Here is a 12,903-nt window from a genome sequence, read left to right on the forward strand (position 1 = left end):
CGCCCCGGCCTCGATTAGCAGTTCGAGCGGCAGGCCCCCGGCCCAGGCGAAATAGTTGAGACCGGTGAGACCACGTTCGGCAACGGCCTGCAGGAGAGCGATCGGCAGCCGCGCAAAGTGATGTCCACCCACCGATAGCCGTGAGTTCGGCAGGACCCGCGCAGCCAGGTCTGCAAGGGATTCCACCGAGGGGCGATTTGATTTCACGTTCGACATCTGATCAGCCTCGCCGCTTGCCGGCCATTTCGTCCTGCCTCTGGGCTCCGGCCCCAAGGTTCGTCGAGACCTGCCGGCCGGCCTCCAACGCCAGCTCACGCACGCGCTCGAGGGAAACTTTGGCGGCGCGCTGTGGCATGTACGGGACGGTCAGCGCAGCGACGACGTGACCGAGATGGTCAAAGATCGGGACCGAGATGTTGGTAACGCCGCTCACCGCCAGCGAAGGCTGCACTTCGTAGCCTCGGGCCCTGATGGCAGCCGCACGGGAGGCGACGCTGGCCAGTTCCTCCGGGCTGCGTCCGTCCTGCGCGAGCCACGCGTCGAGTTGTTCGCGCACGGTGTCCTTGGACAGCGCGTAGATGACGACGCCGGAACTGGTCTCGGCGAAGTCGAACTTTGCCCCGAGCATGACGGAATACCGCATCGGCAGCGGGGAATCGACCTGCAAGACAATCAACGCCTCATGTCCGCTCAGCACGGCCAGATGGCAGGATTGCTGCGCCACGGGCGACAGCGCCTGCATCACCGGCAACGCCGAGTCGCTCAGCTGCCGCACGGACGGCATCTGGTGCGCGAGTTCGAACAGCTTCAGGGAGAGACGGTACCGGTCGGAGTCGGCGCGGCGGTAGAGATAGCCTCTGGCCTCCAGGGTCTGGATCACCCTATAAAGCTCGTGGACGCTCCGTCTCAGCGCGGCAGCGATCTCGGTCAGGGTGAGTGCATGGGGCTGTCCGGCCATGTACTCCAGAATGTCCAGGGCCTTTTCCGCGGCCGGCACCGAGTAGCTGCGCTTGCCGGCGCTCTCCGGCAGCGCCTCGTCTTCACCGTTAGTCTGCTCGTGCGCCATCTCACCCCACCGCCGGCAGGCCGGACGCGACGACTTCGGCGTAGCGTCGGTTGAGCCAATCGACAAAGTCAGGCACCGACGCTTCGTCATGGATGACGGCAGCGAGACGCAACGCCGCAGCGTGGAAGAAGGGGACGAAGCCCGGATGCGTCGGGCGCAGATAGGCGGCATCGAGGACCGGCAGGCAGTCGCGAAAGAAATTCCCGGTGAGCGCGTTAGCCGCCTCGGAGGTCCACGCTGTCCGACTACCCGGCTGACCGCCGTGAAGGACATACTCTCCCGCCTGGAATGCAGGGGAACACAGATACATCGCATATTCGAACGCCGCCTTGGCGTCGGTCGCCTTGCTGCTGATCCCGATCCCTGCCCCGCCCAGGATTGTGTGCGCCGGTCGATCGGCGTTCACGCGCGGAACTGCGCCAAAGCTGATCCTCCTGCCCAAGCCAGGGGTCGAATAGTTCACGTAGTTGAAGAGGTACGGCACATAGACCACATCGTCCTCGGCAGACATGTGATCGAGGCAACGGATAGGGTTCCAGTCCTTGGAGGCGGGATGGGCCACCTGGGCCAGTTCCGCCAATCGAGCGATCGTCTCAGTAGCGTCTCGCGGGGCGAGAAAACAGTCGCCCTCCCGTCCCGGCCGCCCCCCAACGCTCGCGGCTACTGAGACAAGCGTGCACATCAGATCCGTCGGCACCGCCGGCCAGCCTATGTACAGCCCCCGGCCCCTGGCCTTGTTCGCAAGATCGACTACTCCGGCCAGCGTCTGCGGCACGTCCCAGCCGTTCTCCGCGAGCAGGTCCTCGCGCCGCGCCGAGGTCTGTGCCGCAGTATCGATCGGCAGCGCCCAGATGCCACCCCCATAGCAGTAAGACCGCCACGAAGCGCCGACCTCGTCCCGGACGAAGAAGGCCCGATCGGCCTCGGTCAGGAATGCGTTGAGGTCCAGCAGCCATCCGTTGGCGGCAACATCGCCCACAAAGGGATGGTCGTAGATGACGAGATCATACTTGTCGGCGTAGCCGCCCAAATCGCCCGCACCGAAGCTGTAGAGGCTCCGGCGATCCCAGCGCACGAGTTGGCCGCGATCGGTACGGTAGGGCTCCATGCTCGCCTCCAGAGGCCCCCAGCAGCGCCGGTGGTCCCATGCGATGCCCGTTATCACTCCCCGCTCCCGGTTGCCTGATCCACGCGAGTCAGCATGCGTTAGATTTTTTCCTTGCGCAAACTCTTTTTATCTACAAAAAATGTCACGCTAACGGAGGCTGTCATGCACAGGGTCTTGGTTACCGGCGCCGCCAAGGGCATCGGCCGTGCCGTCGCGGAGCAATTCGCGTCGGAAGGTGCCGCTCTCGTCCTCCTCGATGTCGACGGGCCCGGCCTCGAAGCCGTCACCGGCGGGCTGACCGCAAGTGGAGCGCCACGCGTCGAGGCGGTCGTCGGTTCGGTGGCTGACATCGCCGTCTGCGAGTTGGCGGCAGAACGGGCGCGCGCAGTCCTTGGCGGGCTGGACGTTCTTGCCCACGTCGCCGGCATTCAGCGCTATGGGACGGTAGAGACGACCTCCCACGAACTTTGGGACGAGGTCATTGCCGTCAACCTCAGCGGCGCCTTCCGCATTTCCAAAGCGGTGATGCCGATGCTGCGGCAGAGTCGCGGCAACGTCGTGCATATGACCTCGGTGCAGGGGCTGGCGAGCCAGGCCGGCGTGGTCGCCTACTCGACTGCGAAGCATGGCCTCGTTGGCCTTGTCCACGCCATGGCGGTGGATGGCGCGCCCCATGGCGTGAGGGTAAACGGGGTCGCTCCAGGCTCGGTGGACACGCCGATGCTGCGCGAGGCGGTGGCCTCTGCGGAGGATCCAGAGGGGCTTTGGCAGATCATCAACGACATGCATCCGCTCGGCCGCAGCGCCGCCCCGGAGGAGGTCGCGCAGCTCGTGAGCTTCCTCGCCTCCGATCGCGCGTCGTTCATTACCGGCGAAGTCGTCCGCATCGATGGCGGGATGCTGGCCCGGATCGGCGGGTCACCGAAGGAATAGCCGGCACATCGCCGCGACGAGGCGGTGTCGCGCATACTCTGGCTGCCGATGCCCGGGCGGGCCGCGGCGTCAGTTCACTCCGGCCAGCGGCCCGGCGGCCCCATCGAGGCAGCGGCAATGACGCTCGGCAAAGCCGAACGTCACCGACTGCCCCTTCTGCAACCTGCCGCTGTCGAGGTGGCCGACCTTGGCCACGATGGAGCGATCCCCGGCGATCGCCAGCACGATCCGGAAGTGGTCCCCCACATAGGTGACCTCCGCAACCCGGGCCGGCCAGCACTGCCCGCTCTCCACCCGGTCGGCAGCAACGACAACGCGCTCGGGCCGGATCGAGAGGGTGACGCGATCCCCCGTCGCCGCCGTTCCGCCGGCGACAGCGTCGATGGTGCCCCACCCCTCGACCTCGACCCCCACCGAGCCGTTGCCGGCGCGGACCACCCGGCCCGGAATCAGGTTGTTGTCGCCGATGAACGAGGCCACGAATGCGTTGGCCGGCTGCTCGTAGATCGCGTCGGGCGGAGCCAGCTGCTGGATCACGCCGTCGTTGAACACGGCGACGCGATCCGACATGACCAGCGCCTCGGTCTGATCGTGCGTGACGTAGATCGTGGTGATGCCGAACTGCTCGTGAATGCGCTTGATCTCGTACTGCATGGCCTCGCGCAGCTGCTTGTCCAGCGCACCCAGCGGCTCATCCATCAGCACCAGTTCCGGATTGAACACCAGCGCGCGCGCCACCGCCACCCGCTGGCGCTGGCCGCCAGACAGCTCGGCCGGCCGCCGGTCGATGAAGCCGTCGAGCCGCATCATGCCGAGGATCTTCTGCACCCGCTCAACCCGTTCGCTGCGCGAAACGCCTCGCACCTCCAGCGGGTAGGCAATGTTCTGGCCGACGGTCATGTGCGGAAACAGCGCGTAGCTCTGGAACACGACGCCGATGCCGCGCTTGTGCGGAGGGATCCGCGACACCGGGCGGTCGCCGACGAAGATCTCGCCGCTGGTGATCGACTGAAAACCGGCTATCATCTGCAAGCAGGTGGTCTTGCCCGATCCCGAGGGGCCGAGCATGGTCAGGAATTCCCCCTTCGCCACGCCGAAGCTTACGCCCTTCACCACCTGGGTGACGCCGTCATAACTCTTCTCGACGTTCTCGAAGCGGACGAAATCGCGATTGTCAATCATCGTGTTTCCTAGGTTTGCGACCCGAATTTCGAGACGATCAGACTCGGCCCAGCAGCCGCGCGGTACGCCGGCGCAGCCCCTCGATCAGCAGCAGCAGCAGCAGCGACAGCAGCAGGAGGATGCTGGCCACCGCCAGGATCGTCGGCTGCATGGAGTCGCGGATGCCGGACCACATCTGGCGGGGTACCGTCTGCTGTTCGCTCCCCGCCAGGAAAAGGGCAATCACCACCTCGTCAAAGGAGACGATGAAGGCGAAGAAGGCCCCCGAAATGATCCCCGGGCGGATGAGCGGCACGACGATGCGGAAGAAGGTCGTGCGGCTCGAGGCGCCGAGGCTGGCAGAGGCGGCCATCAACTCGCGATCGAAGCCGCTGAGCGTGGCCGTGATCGTCAGCACGACGAAGGGCGTCGCGAGCACGGTATGCGACAGCACGATGCTGGTGAACGTGCCGGTCATGCCGAACGACGAATAGAAGAAGAACACCCCCGCGCCGGTGATGATCACCGGTACCACCAGCGGCGAGATCATGATCGCCATGATGGTGGAGCGATAGGGAATGTTCGACCGGCTGAGGCCGACGGCCGCCAGCGTCCCCAGCGACACCGACAGCACCGTGGTCAGCCCGGCGATATAGAGGCTGTTGCGCAGCGCCGCCATCCACGCCGGGTCGGTGAGAAAACTTTCGTACCAGCGCAGGGAATACCCCTCGGGCTGCAGCGTCAGCATGGCGGGGGTGAAGGTGAAATAGGCCTCGGCATTGAACGACATCGGTACGATGACGAGAATGGGCAGGCACAGAAACATGTAGATCGCCACGCACAGCAGGCGATAGGCGATCTGCCAAAGCCGCGCCCCGGCGCTGCTGTATCCGGTCGTCGTCATTGTCCTACCCGAACCTGAGATTGTTCAGACCGATCACCCGGTCGTAGATGAAGTAGAGCAGCAGCACCGCCGCCAGAAGCACGGTCCCCAGGGCCGCAGCCAGGCCCCAGTTGAGCGATTCCTGCATGTGATAGGCGATGAAGTTGCTGATCAGCCGCCCGTCGCGTCCGCCCACCAGGGCGGGGGTGATGTAGTAGCCGATCGCGCTGATGAAGACGAGCAGCCCGCCGGCCCCCAGGCCGGGCAAGGTCAGCGGGAAATAGACCCGCCACCAGGCGTTCATCGGCGACCCCCCCAGCGACCGGGCGGCCTGGACGTAGTCCGGCGAGATCGACTTCATCACGCTGTAGATCGGCAGCACCATGAAGGGCAGCAGCACGTGAACCATAGCGATGAGCGTTCCGGTCATGTTGTAGACCATGAGGATCCGCTGCTGGTCCCCCAGCACGCCGAGCCAGACAAGGAGATCGTTGACCAGGCCCTGCCGTTGCAGAAGGATGATCCATGCGGTCGTGCGCACCAGTGCCGAGGTCCAGAACGGCAGCAGCACGAGGAACAGCAGCACGTTGGCCAGCCGCGGCGGCTGGCGGGCAATCTGGTAGGCGATCGGGTAGGCCAGCACGGCACAGACGACGCTGACGAAGGCGCTGACCCACAGCGTGCGCAGGAACAGCTCGACATAGACGGCCTGGGTGGCCGGGCGGGCGACGATCGCGCCATCGACGGCGCGGTCGAGATCAAGCGCGGTGAGGTAGTTGGCGTCGGTCAGCGGTCCCGAAAGCTGCTTGATGCGCGCCCAGATCCGCTCGTTGCCCCACATCTGGTTGGTCGCGATGAACAGTTCCTTGTAGGGCGGCGTCGCGACCTCCGGGTCGTTCAGCTTGCGCACCATCTGGGATATCGCGGTGCTGGCACCGGGCTGCTCGTAGTTGAGCCGTCCACCGAGCTTGCCGGCCATTCCCGCCTGCTGCGCGTACCGCAGGTCGCGGGCGAGGGCGGCATAGACGGCTTCGTCAGGCAAGCCCGGCGCCTGCCAGGTGCGCAGCGCCACGACCGTTTCCGGCAGTGCCGCCGGTATCACCGGATTGTCGACCGATCGGTACAGCATGAGGCCGATGGGAAAGACGAAGGTCACCAGGAGCAGGGCCAGCAAAGGCGCCACCAGCAGCAACCCCATGGCCTTGCCACGGCGTTGCGCCTTGCCCACTCGGCGGGCCAGTGCCGCGTGGCCGGCCTCGCTCAGCGTCACCATGACCGCTCCTCCGCTTCTCGCAACACGGCCCTCGCCCCTTCCTCGCTCCGGTGCAAAGTCACTCAGCCGCCCGATCGGGACGCGGCCGCCATCTGCTGCGCCCAGTCGCGCAGGATGGCCGTGGCAGGTTCGGCCTCGATCTGGATCGCCGTGGGCCGCTGGTCGAACGGCTGGCAGACATGCGTGCGCACGGCCGTGTAGCGCGTGACGAAATCCGGCCACAGCGGCGCCAGCGCCTCGCCTGCGCCGGCGAAGGAGGCAGCGTAGAAGATGCGCGAGATCCCGGCCAGTTCGGCCGTGGCGACGCACATGATGCAGGGTTCGCACGTCGTATAGAGGTCACAGCCGGCGAGGCTCGTGCCGACCCGGCTGCAGGCATCGCGGATCGCCTCGACCTCGCCGTGGGCCGTCGGATCGGAACGCTCGGCGACGCTGTTGACGCCGCGACCGATGATCTCGCCGTCGCGCACCACGACAGCGGCAAACGGGCGCCGGTTCGGCATCGCCATGGCGGCGCGTGCCATCTCGATCGCCACGTCCATGAAGTCGGCGTTGCTGGTGCTCATCCTTGGCTCCCTGTCAATTCGGTTCCGGTCGAGAAATCAGCGGGCCTGCATCGCCCCGCGCATCGCCTGTCCCAGCGCGGCGACGTCATCAAGACGCTCGAGGGCCATGATCTGCTCGAAAACCGCCGCCGCCCCCGCGGTGCTCCAGCAGCGGGTGGCCAGCGCCATGTACTTGTCGTGGATTTCGTCAGGCGTGTAGGGATCCGACCAGTCGCCGCGGTTGGTGTCGGTCGCGGCTTCGAACGAGCGTCCATCGTCGAGGGTGAGACGCACGCGCGCCGGACGATTGTCGGGCAGCCTGGCCGTCATCGCCGGATCCTCGCGCAGCACGACGCGCGCGGCGAGCCGGCCGATGTCGGCGTTGCGCACCGCGTCCCAGGTGAAACTGTGCACCCCGCTGTCGCCATGGATCAGCGTCGTGGCGATGGCGAAGGGCAGCGAAAATTTCGCCGCCAGCGTGTTGGCCGGTGCCGGATCATCGAGTTCCACCGCCAGCGAATAGGTGTCCACGTCGATACGTGCGATCGCCGCGCTGTCGAGATCGCCGCCCGGCCCGGCGAGGATCAGGTTCACCGCGTCGAGGGCCGCATGGTTGTAGCGGCAGCACGAGTGCATCTTGAAGTAGTTGCGCGTCACTTCCCAGCGACTACCCAGCCGATCGCTCAGCGCAGTGGGATCGAAGCCGTCGCCCGCCACCTTACCGAAGACGTGGCCGATGCCGTCGACCTCGCCGGTGAGGCCGGCCTCCAGCATCGCGAGGCACAGTACGCCCGTCTGGTTGGCGAAGCCGGTGAAGGTGTTGCGCACCGTCGCCCCCTCGAGCATGGTGCGCCGGCTCGTAGCGAGACTGAGGGTCGGCGCCATGTTGAGCAGCGAGCGCATCCCGCCGGCATCGACCCTGCCCAGCCGCCCGGCCGCCACGGTGGCGCAGAGCACGCCCCAGGTGCCGTGCGGATGCATGCTCGGCCGCGGCCGCATGCCGATGCCGACTCGCGCGCCGGCCTCGTAGCCAAGGGCCACGGCGGCAAGGAAGTCCAGACCACCAGCACCTTCCGCCTCCGCCCGGGCAAAGGCCGCAGGGAAGGTATGCATGCCCGGATGGCCCTTGCAGAACTGGTTCCCCTCGTCCATTTCCAGCCACGTTCCGGCCGTGCCGTTGAGCAGTGCCGCCCGCTCGGCCGGGATGGCGTGGCCGGTGCCGATCACCAGTGCAGGACCGGGGCCGGATGCGGCAAGCTTGGCGGTGAGCGCCGCCATCTCGGGTTCGGCGGCCCCGCCGACAATGGCACCGACGCAATCGGCGATGATGAGCTTGGTGCGCGCGATCACTTCGGCCGGCAGGTCCGGGGCGCGGAATTCGGCGAGAAAGCTCGCAAGCTGGTCGAGGTCGCGGGTCTCGGCGGGCATGGCTCTGTTTCCGTCTAGGGTGCGGGGTTCGCGATGGGCAGCGACAGCGGCCACAGCTCGGCCGCCGAGCGGCCCGCCGCATCCGGTTTCCCGGCGACCGCCGCACACATCGGTTCCTGGGCGCCGGCGAGTGTCGCCGCGTGCTCGCCGAGGTCGAGGGAGAGCACCTCGCCCTGCGCCACGACCGGGCGGCCGCCGACATAGACATCGCGTACGGCCCGGTCGCCGGCACAATAGATCAGGCTGCGCAGCGGGTCGTGCACGGGCATCATGTCGGGGTGGCTGAGATCGACCGTGAAGAAATCCGCCTGGCAGCCCGGGGCCAGCCGGCCGAGATCAGGACGTCCCAGATAGTCGGCCGCGCCGACCGTGGCGGCACGCAGGATCTCGCCGGCACCGAGGCTCCAGGTCTGCGCGGACGGATGCGTGGCGCGCCCGAAATCCTGGCCCGACCGAAGCCGCGAGACCAGCACGGCGACCTTCATCTCGTGCAGCATGTCATGCGGGAAGGTGTCATTGCCGAGCGCCACGTTGACGCCGGCGGCGAGATAGTCGCTCAGCGCCTCCATCCCCTCGCCATGCATGGCGAACGTGGTCGGGCAATGGGTAACGGTCGTTCCGGTCTCGGCGAGGAGCGAAAGGTCGCGGCGCGTCGGCCAGCGCAGCTGCGAATGATGGTCCAGGTAGATGCCATGGCCGATGGCGCTGTTCGGACCCAGCAGTCCCATCTCGGCCGCCCACTGGACGGGGCTCATGCCGTGGCGGGCAACGAATTCGGTGAACTCGCGCGCGCTCTCGGCCGCGTGGATATGGAACGGCCGGCCGGTCTGGCGTGCCAGCTCGAAGCTCTGGCGCAGCAAGTCTGGCGTCGTGCACTCCAGCTCGGACGGCGCCACCATCGCCGACAGGCGGCCGCTCGGGTGCGCTTCGGCCGCCTCCATCACTGCCTGCGCCTTATCGAACAGGTCATGACCGCCGTCGGCCAGCCAGTGGTATTGCAGCAGCCGATGATCGGTCACCGACCATTCGGCCGAGGTGAAGAACGGCGCCGCGTAGACCCTCGCCCCGCTCGAGGCCAGCGTGTCGAGCCAGCCGTCATAGGGTGCGGTCCAGTCCACGAGCGTGGCTGTGCCGCCCTTGAGCAGCCGGCCGATGCCGAAGGCGGTCGCGGCAGCCTTGACGGCGGCGGGCGACTGCAGAACGTTCACATTTTGATAGAACGCCGGAAGCAGGTAGTTGCAGGCATCCTGCGTGACCCCCTTGCGGATCATCGTCACGGTCGAATGGTAGTGGGCATTGATCAGCCCGGGGACGACCAACAGGCGCCGTCCATCGATCTCGTGGTCGACCCGGCCGGCGAAATGCCCGCCGACATGGATGATCGCGCCGTCACGAAACGCCATGTCCGCGCCGCGCAGGTATTCGATAGCATTGCGCTCGCCGTTCCAGGCGACCAGCCAGTCCGCCTGGCGGATGCACGTCACCGTGCGCCCCGTCGCGGAAGCCTTGCTGTCGTCGGTCTGGTCTGGCATCGGATTCCCCCCACTGCGTCACGAATCGGCACGGCCTACGGCCGACGCGGCAGCTGACAGATTGCTGCAACGCCCCACCTCCCAGCGACGCCCTGTCGGCGAAACCAGCTATGCGGCCGTGACCCTTTTTTCGTTGACCGCAAGTGATAAACATATAATCATATAACATCAAGTAGCCGCCGGTGCTCTTGGGGCCGAAGAGATCGAGGCCCGTTTCACGGCGGCGACGCGACCGATGACTGGCAGCGCCCCGCCACCGGCGCCACGCCGCAACAAGGCATTCAACCGAAACGGAGGAACTCGATGAAATACCTTGCAGTCCTGGCGAGTGTCGCCATCGGACTAACTGCAGGAAGCGCCTTGGCGCGCGACCTGGTGGTGGTCGGCTGGGGAGGCGCGCACAGCGCCGCGATGGAAAAGGCCTTCAATGAGCCGTTCGCGGCGGCTCACGGCATCTCCATCAAGATGGAGAACTATACGGGCGGCCTCGCGCAGGTCATGGCCCAGGTCGAGAGCAACAACGTGCTGTGGGATGTGCTGGAAGCCAACCCGCCAGAGGCCGCGATCGGATGCCGGGACGACCTGCTGGAGCGTTTCCCGCTCGACACCCTGCCGCCCGGCGCGGACGGCACGCCGGCCGCGGAGGACTTCTACCCCGGCACGCTGCACGAATGCGGCGTCGGAAGCGCGATCTATTCCTGGCTGCTGGCCTACGATCCCAAGCACTTCTCGGGTGAGGAGCCGACCAGCGTCACCGATCTGTTCAACCCCGAGAAGTTCCCAGTCCGCCGCGGCTTCCTCAAGGCCGCTCGCGGCACGCTGGAAATCGCCCTGATGAGCGACGGCGTCGCCAAGGATCAGATCTACGAGGTGCTGAAGACCCCCGAGGGCGTCGAGCGCGCCTTGGCCGTCCTCGACCGCGTGAAGGACCTGTCGGTCTGGTTTGACACCTCCGCCCAGGGCACGCAGTTGCTCGCCGACGGCGAAGTGGCCATGATTATCGGCCACAACGGTCGCTTCCACCAGGCAATCGAGGTCGAGAACCAGCCGTTCAAGCTGGCCTGGGGCGACCAGCTGTGGACGACCGGCATGGTCATCATTCCGAAGGGGACGCCGCTCCGCGACCTGGCCTTCGAATATGTCCGCTTCGCGCAGTCGTCGGAAGGGCAGGCAGCCTTCACCAACATGATGCCCTACGCGCCGGCCCGGCGTTCGGCGATGGCGCTGGTCGACCCCAAGATGTATCCCTATCTGTCGACCTACGAGCCGAATTTCGCCACGGCCATGCAGCACGACACGGACTTCTGGACCGAATACGGCGATGCTGTGAACGAGCAGTTCAACAACTGGCTGGCGCGCTGATCGCCTGAGCCATGACGACGGAGAGTGGCGACCCCATGGGTTGCCGCTTTCGTGTTTCAGCCGGCCCGATCAGGCAGCGGGTCCGGCTTCGCTACAGGCAGGGAATGCCACACCTGCCGCGGAAAGCGGGATACCTCAGCGAGGCTCGGACGGCCCCCGCGATCAACGCCCTGCTCAGCCTTTCGGCCCCATCGCCTTCAGCTTGTACTCGCCCATGTCGTTCCAGACCTGCTGGCGCCAGATCTTGCCGCCCCGCAGGTCGAACAGGTCGATGAAACGAATCCCGTCAAAGGCCGAGCCGTCCAGCCACTCGCCAAAAAGCACGCCCGCGATCAGCACGCAGTCGTCCTCTCCGGACCGCCAGCTGTCCCGGCGCTCGAAGCGCTTGCCGACGAAGCGGTAGCGCCCCGCCGCCGCCTCGACCATCGCCTCGAGGCTGCTGAAGCGGTGGCCACCGGGAAAGACCATTTCCAGCGCCTCCACCGCAACGAAGCTACGTGCCAGGTCGAAGTCGCGTCTTTCCATGGCCGTCAGAAAGGCCTCGCAGGTGGCAATGGCGGTCGCCCGTTCAGTCATCGGTTTCTCTCTGGTGTGGATAGTGCATGCGGGTTGCGATAGGACTTTACAAATGGCATAAAGAGATAACAATGCAAAATTATGGTGACCGTACGACCGTGCTGCGCATAATGCGGTCGGCCGGCGGTCGGCCAAGATATGGGGGAAATCATCATGGAAACGTCATCGCTGACGGCGCGCCAGCTGTACGAACATGCCAAGGCCAACCCGACGCGACGCCGCTTCGGCTTTGGTCGCAAGCCCATGCTGATCAACATCGACCTGCAGTTGTCCTATACCGGCGTGGGTGAGTTCGCGACGGCCTACGAGACCGATCCCAGGCAACTCGAATACGTCAATCGCCTGGCCACGCTGGCCCGCACCAAGGGCCTGCCGCTGACCTGGACCTACGTCGCCTACATGGAGTCGGGCGAGGATTGCGGGGTCTGGGGCACGCGCACGGATACCCCCGATTCCCTGCAGAACATCAAGGTAGGCTCGCGCCGGGCGGAACTCGACCCGCGGCTGCAGGTCGACCGGGTGAAGGACATCATCATCAACAAGCGCATGGCCTCGGCCTTCCACGAGACCAACCTGCAATCGCTGATGGTCTGGCACCAGTGCGACACGGTGGTGCTGACGGGCGGCTCGACCTCGGGCTGCGTACGCGCCACCGTGGTAGACGCAATTTCGCGCGGCTATCGCGTGATCGTTCCCGAGGAATGCGTGGCCGACAAGCACGAGAGCCCGCACTTCGCCAATCTCTACGACATCTCGGTGAAGTATGGCGACGTGATCCCGGTGGCCGAAACGATTGCCTGGTACGAAGCCTATCAACCCGAGGGCCGCTGACATGGCCGAGGAGATGCGGGAGGATCTGGGGCTCTACGACTATCTGCCGTGGCCGGGGCGGCCGAAGATCACCTGGCCGGGCAACAAGAAACTGGCGGTCTGGATCGCGCCGAACATCGAGTTCTACGAGTACGACCCGCCGGACAATCCGACGCGTACTCCGTGGGGGCGACCGAACCCCGACGTCCTGCAATACTCCCATCGC

12 protein-coding genes and 2 pseudogenes are annotated in these 12,903 nt (G+C 66.1%); 4 read left to right on the top strand and 10 right to left on the bottom strand.

Annotation, left to right across the window (positions count from 1 at the left end; translation table 11 throughout):
- From VGD93_RS05200 to VGD93_RS05210, 3 genes and pseudogenes are all read right to left on the bottom strand, one after another.
- Positions 1–216 (bottom strand): annotated as a pseudogene (locus tag VGD93_RS05200) (CoA-transferase); the annotation flags it as partial.
- A gap of 4 nt (positions 217–220) precedes the next feature.
- Complete coding sequence (locus VGD93_RS05205) at positions 221–1,066, bottom strand: IclR family transcriptional regulator (protein WP_395009884.1); 846 nt, start codon at positions 1,064–1,066, stop codon at positions 221–223.
- A gap of 1 nt (position 1,067) precedes the next feature.
- Positions 1,068–2,174, bottom strand: coding sequence for an ABC transporter substrate-binding protein (locus VGD93_RS05210; RefSeq protein WP_395009886.1), 1,107 nt, complete (start codon positions 2,172–2,174; stop codon positions 1,068–1,070).
- 162 nt (positions 2,175–2,336) lie between these two features.
- On the opposite strand from VGD93_RS05210, the gene VGD93_RS05215 reads away from it, so the two are divergent.
- A complete protein-coding gene (locus VGD93_RS05215) occupies positions 2,337–3,107 on the top strand; it encodes an SDR family NAD(P)-dependent oxidoreductase (protein ID WP_395009887.1) in 771 nt (256 codons plus the stop codon).
- 69 nt (positions 3,108–3,176) lie between these two features.
- Here the strand turns inward: VGD93_RS05215 and VGD93_RS05220 are convergent, their stop codons facing one another.
- The 6 genes from VGD93_RS05220 to VGD93_RS05245 all read right to left on the bottom strand — a co-directional run bounded on the left by VGD93_RS05220 (position 3,177) and on the right by VGD93_RS05245 (position 9,929).
- Positions 3,177–4,289 (bottom strand): ABC transporter ATP-binding protein, encoded by a 1,113-nt coding sequence (locus VGD93_RS05220; RefSeq protein WP_395009888.1) that lies wholly within the window; start codon positions 4,287–4,289, stop codon positions 3,177–3,179.
- A gap of 37 nt (positions 4,290–4,326) precedes the next feature.
- On the bottom strand, positions 4,327–5,172 hold the full coding sequence (locus VGD93_RS05225) for an ABC transporter permease (protein WP_395009890.1): 846 nt from the start codon (positions 5,170–5,172) through the stop codon (positions 4,327–4,329).
- A 4-nt stretch (positions 5,173–5,176) separates the two neighbouring features.
- Complete coding sequence (locus VGD93_RS05230; RefSeq protein WP_395009891.1) at positions 5,177–6,424, bottom strand: ABC transporter permease; 1,248 nt, start codon at positions 6,422–6,424, stop codon at positions 5,177–5,179.
- Between the two features lie 62 nt (positions 6,425–6,486).
- Complete coding sequence (locus VGD93_RS05235) at positions 6,487–6,990, bottom strand: nucleoside deaminase (RefSeq protein WP_395009893.1); 504 nt, start codon at positions 6,988–6,990, stop codon at positions 6,487–6,489.
- Between the two features lie 36 nt (positions 6,991–7,026).
- Complete coding sequence (locus VGD93_RS05240) at positions 7,027–8,397, bottom strand: MmgE/PrpD family protein (RefSeq protein WP_395009894.1); 1,371 nt, start codon at positions 8,395–8,397, stop codon at positions 7,027–7,029.
- Positions 8,398–8,411: 14 nt separating this feature from the next.
- Entirely contained in the window at positions 8,412–9,929 is a 1,518-nt protein-coding gene (locus VGD93_RS05245; RefSeq protein WP_395009896.1) for an amidohydrolase family protein, read from the bottom strand.
- Between the two features lie 303 nt (positions 9,930–10,232).
- Here VGD93_RS05245 and VGD93_RS05250 point away from each other — a divergent pair, with 303 nt between their 5' ends.
- Positions 10,233–11,291, top strand: a complete 1,059-nt coding sequence (locus tag VGD93_RS05250) for an extracellular solute-binding protein (protein WP_395009898.1) — start codon at positions 10,233–10,235, stop codon at positions 11,289–11,291.
- Positions 11,292–11,465: 174 nt separating this feature from the next.
- On the opposite strand, the gene VGD93_RS05255 is transcribed toward VGD93_RS05250, so the two are convergent.
- Positions 11,466–11,867, bottom strand: coding sequence for a hypothetical protein (locus VGD93_RS05255; protein WP_395009900.1), 402 nt, complete (start codon positions 11,865–11,867; stop codon positions 11,466–11,468).
- 153 nt (positions 11,868–12,020) lie between these two features.
- On the opposite strand from VGD93_RS05255, the gene VGD93_RS05260 reads away from it, so the two are divergent.
- Complete coding sequence (locus tag VGD93_RS05260) at positions 12,021–12,698, top strand: isochorismatase family protein (RefSeq protein WP_395009902.1); 678 nt, start codon at positions 12,021–12,023, stop codon at positions 12,696–12,698.
- Position 12,699: 1 nt separating this feature from the next.
- Positions 12,700–12,903, top strand: a pseudogene (locus VGD93_RS05265) (hypothetical protein); the annotation flags it as partial.

Origin of the sequence: Devosia sp. (assembly GCF_036406155.1) — a bacterium.
Classification (GTDB): Bacteria; Pseudomonadota; Alphaproteobacteria; order Rhizobiales; family Devosiaceae; genus Devosia_A.